Origin of the sequence: Mesorhizobium sangaii (genome assembly GCF_014207355.1) — a bacterium.
In the GTDB taxonomy this organism is placed as follows: domain Bacteria; phylum Pseudomonadota; class Alphaproteobacteria; order Rhizobiales; family Rhizobiaceae; genus Mesorhizobium; species Mesorhizobium sangaii.
The window spans coordinates 55,083-70,562 of sequence record NZ_JACHEF010000003.1 but is presented as its reverse complement, the minus strand read 5'-3'; the positions used below and the strand labels follow the sequence as shown (position 1 = coordinate 70,562).

At 62.9% G+C, this 15,480-nt stretch carries 13 protein-coding genes; 2 read left to right on the top strand and 11 right to left on the bottom strand.

All coding sequences use genetic code 11. The features are described 5' to 3' along the window. Positions 1 to 18: 18 nt before the first annotated feature. Entirely contained in the window at positions 19 to 429 is a 411-nt protein-coding gene (locus HNQ71_RS15355; RefSeq protein WP_184873428.1) for a winged helix-turn-helix transcriptional regulator, read from the bottom strand. A gap of 135 nt (positions 430 to 564) precedes the next feature. Here HNQ71_RS15355 and HNQ71_RS15350 point away from each other — a divergent pair, with 135 nt between their 5' ends. Further along, a complete protein-coding gene (locus HNQ71_RS15350; RefSeq protein WP_184873427.1) occupies positions 565 to 1,458 on the top strand; it encodes an SDR family oxidoreductase in 894 nt (297 codons plus the stop codon). Positions 1,459 to 1,501: 43 nt separating this feature from the next. Here HNQ71_RS15350 and HNQ71_RS15345 read toward each other — a convergent pair whose 3' ends face one another. From HNQ71_RS15345 to HNQ71_RS15330, 4 genes are all read right to left on the bottom strand, one after another. Continuing rightward, positions 1,502 to 2,542: an SDR family oxidoreductase gene (locus HNQ71_RS15345; protein ID WP_184873426.1), complete on the bottom strand. Its 1,041-nt coding sequence runs from the start codon at positions 2,540 to 2,542 to the stop codon at positions 1,502 to 1,504. Between the two features lie 35 nt (positions 2,543 to 2,577). Then, positions 2,578 to 4,497 carry a potassium transporter Kup gene (locus tag HNQ71_RS15340; protein WP_184873425.1) on the bottom strand — a complete coding sequence of 640 codons (1,920 nt, stop codon included), beginning with the start codon at positions 4,495 to 4,497 and terminating at the stop codon, positions 2,578 to 2,580. A 183-nt stretch (positions 4,498 to 4,680) separates the two neighbouring features. Continuing rightward, on the bottom strand, positions 4,681 to 6,594 hold the full coding sequence (locus tag HNQ71_RS15335; RefSeq protein ID WP_184873424.1) for a potassium transporter Kup: 1,914 nt from the start codon (positions 6,592 to 6,594) through the stop codon (positions 4,681 to 4,683). A 97-nt stretch (positions 6,595 to 6,691) separates the two neighbouring features. Continuing rightward, entirely contained in the window at positions 6,692 to 7,432 is a 741-nt protein-coding gene (locus HNQ71_RS15330) for a pyridoxine 5'-phosphate synthase (RefSeq protein WP_184874358.1), read from the bottom strand. Between the two features lie 113 nt (positions 7,433 to 7,545). Here HNQ71_RS15330 and HNQ71_RS15325 point away from each other — a divergent pair, with 113 nt between their 5' ends. Next, the gene (locus HNQ71_RS15325; RefSeq protein WP_184873423.1) at positions 7,546 to 7,962 is read left to right on the top strand and encodes a SpoIIAA family protein; all 417 of its coding nucleotides are present in this window, start codon (positions 7,546 to 7,548) and stop codon (positions 7,960 to 7,962) included. Positions 7,963 to 7,996: 34 nt separating this feature from the next. On the opposite strand, the gene HNQ71_RS15320 is transcribed toward HNQ71_RS15325, so the two are convergent. The 6 genes from HNQ71_RS15320 to HNQ71_RS15295 all read right to left on the bottom strand — a co-directional run bounded on the left by HNQ71_RS15320 (position 7,997) and on the right by HNQ71_RS15295 (position 15,408). Further along, the gene (locus HNQ71_RS15320; protein WP_184873422.1) at positions 7,997 to 9,124 is read right to left on the bottom strand and encodes an ATP-dependent DNA helicase; all 1,128 of its coding nucleotides are present in this window, start codon (positions 9,122 to 9,124) and stop codon (positions 7,997 to 7,999) included. A gap of 167 nt (positions 9,125 to 9,291) precedes the next feature. Then, positions 9,292 to 9,657, bottom strand: coding sequence for a nitrile hydratase accessory protein (locus tag HNQ71_RS15315; protein ID WP_184873421.1), 366 nt, complete (start codon positions 9,655 to 9,657; stop codon positions 9,292 to 9,294). Next, positions 9,644 to 10,303 (bottom strand): nitrile hydratase subunit beta, encoded by a 660-nt coding sequence (nthB, locus tag HNQ71_RS15310; RefSeq protein ID WP_184873419.1) that lies wholly within the window; start codon positions 10,301 to 10,303, stop codon positions 9,644 to 9,646. The genes HNQ71_RS15315 and nthB overlap by 14 nt, the downstream gene beginning before the upstream one ends. After that, a complete protein-coding gene (gene nthA / locus HNQ71_RS15305) occupies positions 10,300 to 10,905 on the bottom strand; it encodes a nitrile hydratase subunit alpha (protein WP_184873418.1) in 606 nt (201 codons plus the stop codon). The genes nthB and nthA overlap by 4 nt, the downstream gene beginning before the upstream one ends. 73 nt (positions 10,906 to 10,978) lie before the next feature. After that, positions 10,979 to 14,140, bottom strand: a complete 3,162-nt coding sequence (locus HNQ71_RS15300; protein WP_184873416.1) for an efflux RND transporter permease subunit — start codon at positions 14,138 to 14,140, stop codon at positions 10,979 to 10,981. Next, positions 14,137 to 15,408 carry an efflux RND transporter periplasmic adaptor subunit gene (locus HNQ71_RS15295; RefSeq protein WP_184873414.1) on the bottom strand — a complete coding sequence of 424 codons (1,272 nt, stop codon included), beginning with the start codon at positions 15,406 to 15,408 and terminating at the stop codon, positions 14,137 to 14,139. The genes HNQ71_RS15300 and HNQ71_RS15295 overlap by 4 nt, the downstream gene beginning before the upstream one ends. Positions 15,409 to 15,480 lie beyond the last annotated feature (72 nt).

Genomic DNA, 15,480 nt, shown 5'->3' with positions numbered 1-15,480 from the left:
CCCGGTTCACGGGCTGCCTCACCCTTGGGCCGCATCAAAACCGGCGCGTGCGTCGCGCACCGCGTCATGGTTGAGCTCCGCCCACAGGATCAGCTGGTGCAAGGCGCCGAACATCGATCGTCCAAGGTCGGTAAGGCTGTATTCAACGCTCGGCGGCTTGGTCGGGAACACTTCGCGATGCACATAACCGTCACGCTGCAGGTCATGGAGCGTCTGGGTGAGCATGCGTTGTGAAATGTCGGGCACCAGGCGCCGCAGCTCGCCGAAGCGATATGGCTGCTCGGCCAGTGCCGCCATCAACAGCGAGCTCCATTTGCCGTTCAGCCCCTGGATCACGTCGCGAACCGGGCAATCGGCGATATTGCCGCCATCGCTCAACGATTTGTAGATCTCGAGCTTGGATCTCAGATTGACGATCGTGCTGTCCACGGCTGGTTCCCTAGCTGTGCCTACCTCCCGAAAAACTGCCTTCTTTACGGCCACGGGTCAATTCCTATTTTAGTGCTGGTCTCTTTTTGAGACCACCTCTGTGTCCCTCCTCTCCGACCCATGCCAGGATCTCCAATGAGCAAAACCCTTCTTGTCACCGGTGCCTCCGGCCAACTCGGCCGAAGCGTCATCAACCACCTGCTGGACACGTTCAACGTCCCGGCGGCACAGATCATCGCCAGCACGCGCACACCGACCAACCTTGCCGACCTGGCGGCGCGCGGCGTTGTCGTCAGGGCCGCCGACTTCAACGACGGCACGTCGCTGGAGAACGCGTTCCAGGGCGTCGACAAAGTGCTGATCATCTCGACCAGCGAAATGGACCTGAAGGACGATCGGCGCCTGAAACAGCATGAGACGGCGGTAGCCGCTGCGAAGAAGGCTGGCGTCGGCCATCTTCTCTACACCTCGATGCCCAACCCCGAGCCGGTTTCGCCGGTGCTGTTTGCCAATGATCACTACGGCACCGAGCAGGCGATCAAGGCAAGCGGCATTGCCTACACCATTTTCCGCAACGGCTGGTACCAGGAGAACCTGTTCATGGCACTGCCGCAGGCCATCGCCTCCGGCCATTGGTACACGTCCGCTGGCGAAGGCCGCATCGCCCATGGCGGGCGCGATGACATGGCAGCGGCGATCGCTGCCGGTCTCGCAGACGATTCGAACGAAAGCAAGACCTACACGTTGACCGGCCCGCATGCGTACACCACGGCCGAGATTGCGGCCCTGGTAGGCGAGGTCACCGGCAAGCAGCTCGAAGTCGTGCAGGTTTCGGATGAGGCCCTGACCGAAGGGGTGAAGGCGGCCGGCATTCCCGAGGACTTCGCCCGCATCATCGTGTCGTTTGACGCCAACACGCGCGCCGGTCGCATCGCCATGGTGACGGATGCGGTCGAGACGCTTTCCGGTCGGAAGTCAAAAACGCTGAAGCAGTTCCTGGAGGCCAACAAGGCCGCCTTGGCAGGCTGACGGCCCGTGAGTGGTCCCGGAAGCCGACCTCCGGCTTCCGGCGCTACTTCGACTTTTTGAGCAGCCCGAGCCGGATCAGGCTTTCGCCGGTGGCAACCAGCGCATCCTCGCGTGATCGCGGCGCCCAGCTTAGCAGGCGCACTGCCCTCGCTTTGGTTGCATTCTTGACCTTGCCCAGTTCCGGCACCAGCTGTGCGACTTCCGGGTTGAACAGGCCCACGATCCGCACCAGCCAATCGGGAAGCTCCCGCGTCGAGACGCGCGCCCCGGCATCCCCCAGCCGCGTTTTCAGAGTCTGCGCGATCTCCCGCACGGTCATGAAATCGCCGGCAACCGCCAGGAATCGCTTGCCCCTGGCGGCAGGGTTGGTCATGGCACGCACATGCAGGTCCGCCACGTCGCGCACGTCGACAACGCCGAAAGACAGGCGCGGCAGCCCCGGCATGGCACCGTTCAACATACGCTGGACAAATTCGGTGGAGGTCGAATGGTCTGGGCCGAGCACCGGGCCGAAGATACCGACCGGGTTGACCACCGCGAGTTCCGGTTTGCCACCCTCCGCGGCAATGAAATCCCAGGCGGCGCGTTCGGCGAGCGTCTTCGATTTCACATAGGCACTGACCTTGGCCGTCGGATCGGTCCAGCTCTCCTCGGTGAACGGCTGCCCGCCGGGCGGCAGCTTGCCATAGCCGATCGCAGCGAAGGACGAAGTCAGCACGACGCGCTTCACCCTCGCATCCCGTGCCGCACGCAACACCCTGAGCGCACCTTCACGAGCCGGGATGATGAGGTCGTCTTGGTGTTTCGGCACGCCGGGCGGAAATGGCGAGGCGACATGAAGCACATAGTCGCAACCGGCCACCGCATCCGGCCAGCCCGTGTCGGCCATCAGATCGGCGACGGCAAACGAGAGCGCCGCTCCGGGCTCGGAGCCGCCGGCCTTGAGCATGGCCAGAACATCGGCTTCGCGCTTGGCTGAGCGCACGGTCGTGCGCACGCGGTAGCCGGCGTTCAGCAGTTCGAGAATACAATGCGCGCCGAGGAAGCCGGAGCCGCCGGTAACAAGCACCAGTTCGCCGCTCATTCCCGCCTCCTCAGACGTTCATCGGCAAGAGCCCGTCAGATCGCCACCTGCGTACCGATCTCTACCACACGGCCGGTCGGGATCTGGAAATATTCGGTCGCATCGGCCGCCGTACGCGCCAGGCCGATGAACAACCGGTCCTGCCACACCGGCATGCCGGAATTGGGCGAGGCCTTGAGCGAACGTCGCGACAGGAAGAACGAGGTCGTCATGATGTCGAACTTCCAGCCCTGCTTGCGGCAGATCGCCAGCGCGCGCGGGATGTTGGGCTGCTCCATGTAGCCGAAGGTCAGCGTCACCCGCATGAACAGTTCGTTGACCGTCTCCATCTTGACCCGCTCGCTGTCGGGCACCACCGGCTGCGGCGCGGTCACCACCGAAAGGATGACGTTCTGCTCATGCAGCACCTTGTAGTGTTTCAGGCTGTGCATCAGCGCCGTTGGCGCGCTGAGCGGATCGCTGGTCAGGAACACGGCGGTGCCGGACACCAGTTGCGGCTTCTTGTTCAACAGATTGCCGGCGAGGAAATCGAGCGGGATCTCGTTGCGCCGGGTCTTGTCGAACAAATAGCGGCTGCCGCGCACCCAGGTCCACATGCCCAGCACGATGGTGAAGGCTACGGCCAGCGATGCCCAGCCGCCCTCGAACACCTTGACGATGTTGGAGGCAAAGAAGCCGATGTCGATAAAGGCAAACAGCGCCGTCAGCGAGATTGCCAGCCACAGCTGCCATTTCCAGATGCGCGTCATGACGACATAGAGCAGCACCGTCGTCACCAGCATGTTGCCGGTCACCGAGATACCATAGGCCGACGCCAGCTTGCTGGACTCGCCGAAGCCGACGACCAGCATCATCACCACCAGCGCCAGCAGGAGGTTGACGCGCGGCATGTAGATCTGGCCGGACTGTTTTTCCGATGTGTGCAGGATTTCAAGGCGCGGCAGCATGTTGAGCTGCACCGCCTGCCTTGTCAGCGAAAAGGCGCCCGAAATCACCGCCTGGCTGGCGATCACGGTCGCAGCAGTCGCCAGCACGACCATCGGGATCAGCGTCCAGCCCTCGTTCATCTCGAAGAACGGATGGCCGACCACGCCGTTCTTTGCCAGCACGAAGGCGCCTTGCCCGGCATAATTGAGCAGCAGGCAGGGAAAAACGATCGCCAGCCAGGCGAGCACGATCGGCTTGCGGCCGAAATGGCCTAGATCGGCATAGAGCGCTTCGGCGCCAGTGACGGCGAGGAAGATGGCGCCGATGGTAACGAAGGCGACGTCGGGCGAATTGATCAGAAAGGCGACGATGTAGTGTGGGCTTACCGCCCAGAGGATTTCGGGATCGGCGATGATGTGGTTGAGACCGGAAAGGCCAATGGCCAGGAACCATACTGCGGTCACCGGGCCGAACACCAATCCCACCCCGCCCGTGCCAAAGCGCTGCACTGCGAACACCATGGCAAGAATGACCAGGGTTAGCGGTACCACGTAAGGTTGGAAGGCAGGCGTGACGACATTCATGCCCTCGACGGCCGACAGCACCGAGATTGCCGGCGTGATGACGGCGTCACCGAAGAAAAGCGATGCGCCGACGATGCCGATGCCAAGCATCAGCGCCGAGCGCTTGGGGAAACTGCCGCGCGCCAGCGCCATCAGCGACAGCACGCCGCCCTCGCCGCGGTTGTCGGCGCGCAGCACAAACATGATGTATTTGATGGTGACGATGATCGTCAGCGACCAGATGATCAGCGACAGGACGCCAAGAATATCGCCGCGATCCGCCACGCTACCCCGCGACGACGCCACCAGCGCCTCGCGGAACGCATAGATCGGGCTGGTGCCGATATCCCCATAGACGACACCGAGCGCCCCCAGCATCAACACCTTGGTGCTGTGCTGTTCGATTTCGGGATGGCTCGATTGTTCGACGGGTTCTGCCTCACTACCAGCATTGGCAAGGGCCATGGACGACACTCCGATAAGTGCGCGGTCATCTACGCTTGCTGCGATGCAATATCAAGTGCCGTCGCGTGATGGCTCCCATGCCGGCAACGCTCGGCTGCTCGGGAGATCATCGGCCCACGCGAGATTCGCGGGCTCGATTTGCAGGCATGGTCGCACCAGCAGGACCGGCAGCATGTGCGTCCGTCAGATCGCCACCTGCGTACCGATCTCTACCACACGGCCGGTGGGGATCTGGAAATATTCGGTCGCATCGGCCGCCGTACGCGCCAGGCCGATGAACAACCGGTCCTGCCACACCGGCATGCCGGAATTGGGCGAGGCCTTGAGCGAACGTCGCGACAGGAAGAACGAGGTCGTCATGATGTCGAACTTCCAGCCCTGCTTGCGGCAGATCGCCAGCGCGCGCGGGATGTTGGGCTGCTCCATGTAGCCGAAGGTCAGCGTCACCCGCATGAACAGTTCGTTGACCGTCTCCATCTTGACCCGCTCGCTGTCGGGCACCACCGGCTGCGGCGCGGTCACCACCGAAAGGATGACGTTCTGCTCGTGCAGCACCTTGTAGTGTTTCAGGCTGTGCATCAGCGCCGTTGGCGCGCTGAGCGGATCGCTGGTCAGGAACACGGCGGTGCCGGACACCAGCTGCGGCTTCTTGTTCAACAGGTTGCCGGCGAGGAAATCGAGCGGGATCTCGTTGCGCCGCGTCTTGTCGAACAGATAGCGGGTGCCGCGAATCCAAGTCGACATGATCAGCCCCATCATGCAGGCGACAGTAATTGATACCCATCCGCCTTCGAAGATCTTCACGACATTTGCCAAGAAGAAGCCGCTGTCGATAATACCGAACAGCAGGGCCAGAGCCAAGGCAAGCGCCAGCTTCCATTTCCACATCTTGCGCATCACCACGAACAGCAAAATGGTCGTCATCAGCATTTCGCCGGTCACCGAAATTCCGTAAGCGGAGGCCAGCGCACTCGAGCTGCCGAAACCTACCACCAGCAGCATCACCCCGATCGCGATGAGCAGGTTGACGCGGGGCATGTAAATCTGCCCGAGCTGCATTTCAGAGGTATGCTGCACCTCGATGCGGGGCAAAAGGTTGAGCTGGACGGCCTGACGGGTCAGTGAAAAAGCGCCTGAGATGACCGCCTGGCTGGCGATAACGGTCGCGGCCGTTGCCATGCCCACCATCGGCATCAGGGCCCAGTCAGGCAGCATCTGAAAGAATGGATTGGTCGGCCTGCCACCATTGGCCAGGACAAAGGCGCCTTGCCCGAAATAGTTGAGCAGCAGGCACGGGAAAACCACGGAAAACCAGGCCATCACGATCGGCTTGCGCCCGAAATGGCCGAGATCGACATAGAGCGCCTCGGCCCCGGTCACTGCCAGGAACACGGCACCGACGGTCACAAAGGCGGCGGTCGGAGTACCGGCGAGATAATACACGGCGTAGTAAGGATTGATCGCCATCAGGACCGATGGATCGTCCGTCAGGTGATAGAGTCCTGCGATGCCGATGGCCAGGAACCAAAGCGCTGTCACCGGCCCGAACACCGCCGCGACCTTTCCGGTGCCGAAGCGTTGCACCGAAAACAGAAAGGCCAGGATGACCAGCGTGATGGGCACGACATAGGCATCCAATGTCGGGGTCACCACCTCCAGGCCTTCGACCGCGGACAGCACGGAGATGGCCGGTGTGATGATAGCGTCGCCAAAGAACAGCGCCGCACCGCAAAGCCCGATCCCGAGAATTAGTCGGGCGCCTTTCGGATAGGCGCTACGTGCAAGCGACATCAGGGATAGCGTACCGCCCTCGCCCTTGTTGTCTGCGCGAAGCACGAAGGCGACATACTTTATGGTGACGATAATCGTCAGCGCCCAGACGATCAGCGACAGAACGCCCAGCACATCGCTACGCGTATCGGCGCCGGGAGAAGCATGGAGCGCTTCTCGGAAGGCGTAGATGGGGCTGGTGCCGATATCGCCATAGACGACACCGAGCGCGCCCAGCATCAGAACCTTGGTACTGTGCTTTTCGACTTCGGAATGGCTCGATTGTTCGACGGTTCCAGCCTCGCTACCGCTACTGGCAAGGTCCATCGACCACTCTCCGACAAGCGCGCGGTGCTCTATGCATGCTGCGATACGATATCAATTGCACGCGATGGCTGCCATACTTTCAATGCGCGGCTCAACCCTACCACCCGCAGGCTTTCAGGAACCGCCCCACCGTGCCGGCCATGCCATACTCCAACGCGTCGGCTGTCAACCCATGTCCGATCGACACTTCGGCCAATGCGGGAATGCGCTTTGCCAGTGCCGGAAGGTTGCTGACCACCAGATCGTGCCCGGCATTGACCTGAAGACCGGCGGCAAGCGCGGCATCAGCGGTTTTTCCCAGTTTTTCCAACTCCTTGGCCGCTCGGGCGGGATCGGAATAATAACTGCCATACGGACCCGTATAAAGCTCTATGCGGTCGGCACCGGTGTCACGCGCGGCCGTCACGCCCGCGGGGTCCGGGTCCGAAAACAGCGACACACGAAAGCCCCCCTTCTTCAGACGCTTGACGATCGGAGTAAGGAACGCGGCCTCGGCGGCAAAGTTCCAGCCATGGTCCGACGTCGCCTGCGCCGGATCGTCCGGCACCAGCGTCACCTGTTCAGGCTGATGCTTTTCCACAAGCACCAGGAAATCCTCGGTCGGATAGCCCTCGATGTTGAATTCCGCGCGCGGAAATTCGTCGTCGATCAAGGACCGTATCTCAGGCAGATCGGAGTGTCTCGTGTGCCGCTCGTCGGGGCGTGGATGCACCGTCAACCCATGCGCCCCGGCTGCGAGCGCGATACGGCCGAGGCCGGTCACACTCGGCCACGGCAGGTCGCGCCGGTTACGCAGCATGGCGACGGCATTGAGATTGACGGAGAGTTTTGCGGGCATGGAGGCGGCCTCGGAAATCATTCGACGCGCCACCTATAATGCCTTTGGCGGGAACAGACAGGGGGTTTCGGGTGTTCCAAGCCTGATGAAGTGAGTCCGCGAAAGGAAGCGCCATGAATTTTCTCGATGCCGTACCGGCCATTCGTCGTCTCGAGACCAGCCGTGACGACCTTCTCGCCATCGACGTCGTCGGCCACGTCTCCGCAGCCGATGGCGAAAACCTTTTCGGGTTGATGGAGGCAGCCTATGCCCTTCACCCACACATCGACGTGCTGGTGCGCCTTGTCGACCACGATGGCGTCGACTGGGCCAATATTGCGGAAGACACCCTGAAGCAGGGCACCGCCCATGCAATGGAACATGTCGGACGTTGCGCGACGATCGGCGAGCCGGACTGGACCGCGGACGCGCAACACGTCCTGCGGGATGCGCCGTCAATCGAATTCAAGCACTTCGAGACCGAGGATGAAGCCTCGGCCTGGCAATGGCTTGGAGCCCGGCCGACCGAAAAGCAACAGGGTCGCGGCTGAAACACGACAGCCCCGCGGGCCCGGTGAGTGCCTGCTACCTGACGATCGTCAGCCGCTCGGCCGCGCGCGTGATGGCGGTGTAGAGCCAGCGCTGGCGTGTTTCCTTGAAGGCCCAGCTTTCATCGAACAGCACGATCTCGTTCCATTGCGAGCCCTGCGCCTTGTGCACGGTCAGCGCGTAACCATAGTCGAAATCGTCGAAGCGCTTCTTCTGCTGCCAGGGGATGTCGGCATCCGGATCCTCGAAGGCCGCCTTGAGCAGTTTGATCTTGGCGACGCCGCGATCCGGATCGTCCTCTTCCGGCGACACCAGAAGGTTGATGCCGGGCTTCACCGTCTCGCGCGACGAGGTCATCACCTTCCACAGCGAGCCGTTGAGCAGGCCCTTGGCCGGATCGTTGCGCAGGCAGACGAGCTTGTCGCCGGCCTGCGGATAGTCGGCATTGAAGCCTTTGAGCTCGCGCAGCCGCTGATTGTAGCGCCGCCGCGTGCGGTTGGTGCCGACCAGCACCTGGTCGGCCTTCAGCACCAGCTCCTGGGTGACGTCTTCCTTGCCGATCACCTGTGCCGTGCCATAGTCGCCGCGCATGAACTCGCGGCCCTCGCGAACGTCGAGCGCCAGCCGCAGGATCGGGTTGTCGCGCGCCTGCCGGTGGATTTCGGTGAGCAGGAAATCCGGCTCGTGGTCGGTGAAGAAGCCGCCGCCCGAAATCGGCGGCAGCTGGCCGGGGTCGCCAAGCACCAGAATCGGCGTACCGAAGCTCATCAGGTCGCGGCCAAGCTGTTCGTCGACCATCGAACATTCGTCGATGACGACCAGTTTCGCCCGCGAGATCGGGCTCTGCCGGTTGAGCGAAAAGGTCGGTGACATCGAGGTCTTGCCGGTGACCTCGTCCGACACCGATTCCTCTCCTTTCGGCCGATAGATCAGCGAATGGATGGTGCGGGCGTTGACCGCACCCTTGGAGCGCAGCACCTGTGCGGCCTTGCCGGTGAAGGCGGCGAACTGCACCTGGCCGTCGACATGCTCGGCGAAATAGCGCGCCAGCGTCGTCTTGCCGGTCCCGGCATAGCCGAACAGCCGGAACAGCTGCGGCTTTCCGGTCTTCAGCCAGCGGGCAACCGCTTGCAGCGCCTCGTCCTGTTGGGGAGAGAATTCCATCAGCGCGAGAGACCGGATTCGCAAGGGAAAGACAAGATAGCCGCCACCACCATCGACGTGTCGGGGCGCTTCAGTGCCACCGACGGTCAGGCTATCAGGCGCAAACAAGAACGTAAAGAGAACGGACGCAGCAGCGCCACGATCTATGGTCGGGCTGCCGCCACGATCTATCGGGTTGGCCTGGGGTCGTTCTCCAGCAGGATCGGCTTGCCATGCGGAGTGGCGTGCGCGGCGCGCTCCCAGGCTTCAGCCATGGCATCGACATCCGCCTTGGCGGCCAGCCCTTTCGAGACAAGCAGGCTTTCCAGCGCCGCCAGCCAATGTTCGTAATAGTCATGACCGTCAATCGCAGCACCTGGCTTCTTAACCTGGGCCGACAGTGCCTGGGCCCATTCGCTCCACGAAAACAGGCCCTTGTCATGCAACGCCACCGTCATGGCAAACGCTTCGGCCTGCCATGGCTCGGCAAAGACCGCGGCATCGACACCAAGCGGTAAATCGACTGCAGGTCCGTTTGCCTCACGCCGGCTCAAGATAGCTCTCCCAGGCATCGATCGACACGCTCAGCGTCGGGTCGGCGCCCTCGCCCCAGATTTCCGACCCTTCGAAAACCACCGTGTAGACCCATTGCGGGTTTTCGCCCTGGCCATGCGCGTTGCTGTCGGGGAACACGAAGCCGTCGCGCACCGCCTCGACCGTTCCATGTTTGCCGCGTGCATAGCGCGGCAGCCGCGTGTGGCCAGTCGGGTTGAAGTTCTTGGTCCGCACGGGATCGCCGGCCTTGAACCGGGCCGGCTGCGCCACCGGCCGGTCGCAAGGACCGCCCGTGGCCAGCACCGCAGGCACGTTTTCCGCTTTCAGCACCCGTTTCGGCACCGCCGCCGGATCGACCGCCGTGCCTGCCTCAAGATCGCGCTCGCTGACAAAACCATGCCGCTTGAGCAGCACTTCCAGCGCCTTGATCCAGATCTCGTAGTAGCTGGAGGCATAGTAATCGGCGGGATGCAGCGATTCCCGCGCATGCCGGCTCTCATCGATGTTCCATGCGCCCATCGCGCCGGCGCATAAGGTCACACCCAGCGCCCGCCTTTCCCAGGCGGCATGGAAATACGGCTCGTCAATTTCCGGCGCGACCGGACCGAAGCCCATCTGCCCGCCAAGGTCCTGCGGTCCGTTCATGCCGGCTGCCTCGCCAGTGCGGTGCCGATCATTGCGTCGCGGCTCACCAGATCGGCCAACCGCTCCTCGCTCCAGCCCTCGGTGCCGTCGGGCCGCATCGGCACGACGAGATAGCGCAGCTCGGCGGTGGAATCCCAGACGCGGATCTTTTTGGTCGTTGGCAGCGTCAGCCCGAACTCCTCCAGCACGCCGCGCGGATCGATGACCGCGCGCGAGCGGTAGGGCGGCGCCTTGTACCAGACCGGCGGAAGGCCGAGTACCGACCACGGATAACAGGAGCACAGCGTGCAGACGACGAGATTGTGCGTGTCCTCGGTGTTGAAGACCGCCTGCATATGCTCGCCCTGGCGGCCGGTGTAGCTGAGCGATTCGATCGCCGCCGTCGCATCGCGCCTCAGCCAGTCGGCATAGGCAGGATCGCTCCAGGCCTTCGCCACCACCTTGGCGCCATTGCGCGGGCCGATCCTGGTTTCGTAGGTATCGACGATGACATCGATCGCGGCCGGATCAATCAGCCCCTTGCGAGTGAGGATCGTCTCCAGCGCACGCACCCGCGCGGCAAAAGGATCGAGCTCGTTGTCGTGGTCGTGATCGTGTGACATGACGGCAAATTACGTTTCCGGTGATGCCACCGCAAGCGCGACGCCTTAGGCCAGATCCACGCGACCTCGACTTCTATTCGGCGGCCGTCTTCTGCGGTTCGAGCTGCTGCTCTTCGTTGACATCGAATAGAGAGGGCTGCCTCACAGGTTCCTTCGGGACCTCCTCGGCCTTGCGCTTCGGCATCAGCCCGACCAGCCAGCCCGAGAAATTCTCCATGTAAACATAGATCACCGGCGTCACGAACAAGGTCAGCGCCTGCGAGGCAAGCAGACCGCCGACCACGGCAACGCCCAGCGGCTGTCGCAGCTCGGCACTTGCACCGGTGCCGAGCGCAATCGGAAACGTGCCCATCAGTGCGGCCAGCGTCGTCATCATGATCGGCCTGAAACGCATGAGGCAGGCCTTGTGGATCGACTCGGTGGCCGACAACCCGTCTCGTCGCAGTTCCAGCGCCACGTCGACCATCATGATGCCGTTCTTCTTGACGATGCCGATCAGCATCAGAATGCCGATCACCGCGATCACCGACAGATCCATGCCTGCGAAGCGCAGTGCAACGACGGCGCCAAGCACTGCCGATGGCAGGCCGGTGAGAATGGTCAGCGGGTGTATGAAGCTTTCGTAGAGGATGCCGAGCACAATGTAGATGGTCAGGATGGCGCCGCCGATCAGCAGGCCCTGGTTGGCCAGGGAATCCTGGAAGGTCTTGGCCGTGCCCGCAAAGGTCGTCGAGATCGCCGTCGGCATGCCGATCTGCTCCTTGAGCGCGTCGATGCGGGTCACGCTGTCGCCGAGCGCCACACCTTGCGGCAGATTGTAGGAGATGGTCACCGCGGGCAGCTGGCCAAGCTGGTTGACCGTCAAGGCGCCGGCTGTGCGATCGACCCGGGCAAAGGCGCCAAGCGGCACCAGACTGCCGCTCGCCGTCCTCATCTGGATGGCGAGCATCCGCTCGGGCGACCATTCGATCTTGGGATCGAGCTCGGTGATGACTTCGTAGCTGTCGGCCGAACCGAAGATTGTCGAAACCTGGTCGGTGCCGAACCCGCCATAGAGAGCGGAGCGCAGCGTGTCGGTATCGATGCCGAGCTGGGCGGCTTTATCGCGATCCACCACCAGCGTCGCCTGCAGCGCATTGTTCTGCAGGTCGCTGGTGACGTCGGCGAAGGTCGTATGGTCGGCCGCCATTGCGTCGTTCATCTTCTGCGCCCAGATATCGGTCTGGCCGGTATCGAGGCCCTGAACCACGAGCTGATAGGCGCTGGCCGACGACCGCGAACCCAGCCTCAGGTTCTGCACGGGTTGCATGTAGGTCTCGATACCCGCCACGCCCGCCAGTTGTCGCCTTAGATTCGAAAGCACCTTCTCGATATCGGGACGCTGGTCCTTCCCCTTGAGCTGGACGAAGAGCTGGCCCTGGTTGAGCGCATTGTTGCCGCTGCCCGCCGACCACGCCACATGGTCGACATAAGGCGAATGCGAGAAGACGTTGGCCACCTGCCCTTGCAGCTTGGACATGGCGTCAAACGAGATGTCCTGGCGCGCGATGGTCGTCACCGATATCTGGCCGATATCCTCCTGCGGGAAGAAGCCCTTCGGCGAGACCTGGATCAGCCATACCGACGCTGCCGCGGTTCCGATGAAGACGAGGAACACCAGGAAGGTGTGCCGCAGGCAGAAGCTCAAGATCCGGTCGTAGCCGCGTGTGATGAAGTCCTGCTTGTGACCAGGGCCATGCTTGTCGCGATCGGCCATCGTCACCGACAGCAGCCGCGAGCACAGCATCGGCGTCAGCGTCAGCGACACGAACATCGAGGCCAGGATGGCGACCGTCACCACGACGGCAAACTCGTTGAAGATGCGGCCGATCACGCCGCCCATCAGAAGCACGGGGATGAACACGGCCACCAGCGAAATCGAGATCGAGATGATGGTGAAGCCGATTTCGCGCGCGCCCTTCAGCGACGCATCGAAGGCCGACAACCCATCCTCCTCCATATGGCGGAAGATGTTTTCCAGCATCACGATGGCATCGTCGACGACAAGGCCAACCGCAAGCGTCAGGCCCATCAGCGATATGTTGTCGATGGAAAAGCCGAACAGGAACATCGCGCCAAGCGTGGCGATCAGCGAGATCGGCACCGCCACGGCCGGTATGATCGTCGCCGTCACCCGGCGCAGGAACACGAAGATCACCATGACCACCAGCGCGATGGTCAACAGCAGCGTGAACTGCACGTCGTCAACGGCCTGGCGGATCGAGGTCGAACGGTCGTTGAGCAGCTTGATCGAGGCGGCGGCCGGCATCTGGTCCTGGAAGGACGGCAACATGGCCTTGACCTTGTCGACGACGTCGACCGTGTTGGCGTCGGGCTGGCGCTGCACGGCCATGATGATGGCGCGCGTGCCGTCATACCAGCTCGCAGTTGTCGTGGTCTGCACCGAATCGACGACGCGGGTCACCTCACCCAGCCGCACCGGGTGACCGTTCTTGGTGGCGATGATGAGGTTGGAGAAGCCGGCAGCGTCGGTCAGTTGCGTGTTGGCCGTAATGGTGAGCTGCTGCTTGTTGTTCTGCAGCACGCCGAGCGGCGTGTTGCTGTTTGCAGACGCGATCGCTGCCTGCAGCTGATCGATCGAGATGCCGCGCGCGGCAAGCGCGGTCGGATCGATCTGGATGCGCACTGCGTATTTCTGCTGGCCGAAGATCGAGACCTGCGCGACGCCATCGATGGTCGACAGCGACGGCGAAATGACGTTTTCGGCGAAAGCATCGAGGTCCGTCAACGGAACCGTGTCGCTGACCAGCGACATCAGCAGGATCGGCGCATCGGCCGGATTGACCTTGCGATAGCTCGGCGGCGCCGTCATCTGCGGCGGCAATGATTTCTGCGTGCGCGCGATCGCCGCCTGCACGTCGGCCGCTGCGGCGTCAATGTCGCGGTTGAGCACGAACTGGATGGCGATCGAGGTCTGGCCAAGCGAGTTGGTGGTCGAGATCGAATCGATGCCGGCGATGGTGGCGAACTGCTTGATCAGCGGCGTCGCCACCGATGTGGCCATGGTTTCCGGCGAAGCGCCGGGCAACTGGGCCGAGACGTTGACCACCGGGAATTCGGCGCTGGGCAGTGCCGCCACCGGCAGGAACTTGTACGCGAACAGTCCGCCCAGAACGAGGGCGAACGACATCAGGAGGGTGGCGACTGGCCTGCGAATGCAGAATTCGGAGATCATTGGGCCGCCTCGCCGGCCTTGTCGGCTTCCGCGACCTTGGGAGCGGCTTGACCTCCGCCACCGGTCGCGGCCTTGCCTTCATGCACGGCGGCGCCGTCCTTCAGCCTTGTCTGGCCTTCGGTGACTACCTTCTCACCGCTTTTCAACCCCTGGCTGATGGCGCTGTTCTCACCTTCGGTCAGGGCCACCTCCACCGGCCGCATCTCGACCGTGTTGTCCGGCTTGACCACATAGACGAAAGGCCCCTTCTGGCTGGGCTGCACCGCAACCGTGGGAACCGATGTCATCTTCGGCATGATGCCAGCGTCGAGCACGACATTCACATATTGGCCCGGCCACAACGACAGGTCGGCATTCGGCACACTCGCCCGCGTCGCGATCGTGCCGGAAGCGGTGTCGACGCTGGAGTCGACGAAGTCGAGCGTTCCCTTGCCGATCGGCGTCGGGTCGCCGTCCTTGGTCAACGTCACGGCACCCTGCTGCGGCGCGGCAAGCGCCTTGTGCAGAAGCGCCAGGTCACTTTCCGGCAGATTGAAGTTGACCTGCAGGGGGTCCATCTGGGTGATGGTCACCAGCGGGGTCGCCGTGCTGCTGTTGTTGCCATTGCTGGTGGTGACTAGGTCGCCGACCGCGACATTGACGGCGCCAAGCCGGCCGGAAATCGGCGCGGTGATCGTGGCAAAACCAAGCTGGACGTTGTCGGCGTCGATTGTCGCCTTGTCGGCATCGACGGTTGCCGCGGCAGCCTTTTGCGCGGCAACCGCCTGGTCGTAGGTCTGCTGCGTCCCGGCCTGCTTGGCGACCAAATCCTTGGCGCGCTGGAGATCCGAATTCGAGCTGGCGAGCATCGCCTGGTCCTTGGCGAGCGCCGCCTGGTCCTTGGCCAGTTGCGCCCTCAGCGCCCGGTCGTCCAGTGAAAACAGAACGTCGCCGGTCTTCACCATCTGCCCGTCCTTGACGTCGATCGATACGATCTGGCTGGACACCCGTGCATTGATGCTGACGACGGCCGGAGACGAAACGAAACCGATCGCATAGCGCCGGATCGGGAAATCGGCCGTCGAAGCGACGGCCGAGAGAATGGAGGCGGAGCGCGCGGCGGTGGCGCCCTTCTTGTCCGAAGCCGCAGCCGGTTGGTCCGCTGCGGCCACCTGCTTTGCGCCGATGATCTGTTCAACCTTGCCCAGCGCGTTCGGCGAAAGATAGAGCCAGCCCGCCGCGCCGAGGCAAGCGACGGCAAGCAACGAAAGAACGACTTTTCCACGCATGGTCAAAAGGCCCTCTCCATCCGACGCGCGATGGGCCGATGGTTCACATTCTAGCGCAAATCACGGCCCGTT

Bases quoted from the DNA above. Each gene is read 5' to 3' on its own strand.
- HNQ71_RS15350 (WP_184873427.1), top strand. From the start codon at position 565: ATGAGCAAAACCCTTCTTGTCACCGGTGCCTCCGGCCAACTCGGCCGA.
- HNQ71_RS15345 (WP_184873426.1), bottom strand. From the start codon at position 2,542: ATGAGCGGCGAACTGGTGCTTGTTACCGGCGGCTCCGGCTTCCTCGGC.
- HNQ71_RS15340 (WP_184873425.1), bottom strand. From the start codon at position 4,497: ATGGCCCTTGCCAATGCTGGTAGTGAGGCAGAACCCGTCGAACAATCG.
- HNQ71_RS15335 (WP_184873424.1), bottom strand. From the start codon at position 6,594: ATGGACCTTGCCAGTAGCGGTAGCGAGGCTGGAACCGTCGAACAATCG.
- HNQ71_RS15330 (WP_184874358.1), bottom strand. From the start codon at position 7,432: ATGCCCGCAAAACTCTCCGTCAATCTCAATGCCGTCGCCATGCTGCGT.
- HNQ71_RS15325 (WP_184873423.1), top strand. From the start codon at position 7,546: ATGAATTTTCTCGATGCCGTACCGGCCATTCGTCGTCTCGAGACCAGC.
- HNQ71_RS15320 (WP_184873422.1), bottom strand. From the start codon at position 9,124: ATGGAATTCTCTCCCCAACAGGACGAGGCGCTGCAAGCGGTTGCCCGC.
- nthB (WP_184873419.1), bottom strand. From the start codon at position 10,303: ATGAACGGACCGCAGGACCTTGGCGGGCAGATGGGCTTCGGTCCGGTC.
- nthA (WP_184873418.1), bottom strand. From the start codon at position 10,905: ATGTCACACGATCACGACCACGACAACGAGCTCGATCCTTTTGCCGCG.
- HNQ71_RS15300 (WP_184873416.1), bottom strand. From the start codon at position 14,140: ATGATCTCCGAATTCTGCATTCGCAGGCCAGTCGCCACCCTCCTGATG.
- HNQ71_RS15295 (WP_184873414.1), bottom strand. From the start codon at position 15,408: ATGCGTGGAAAAGTCGTTCTTTCGTTGCTTGCCGTCGCTTGCCTCGGC.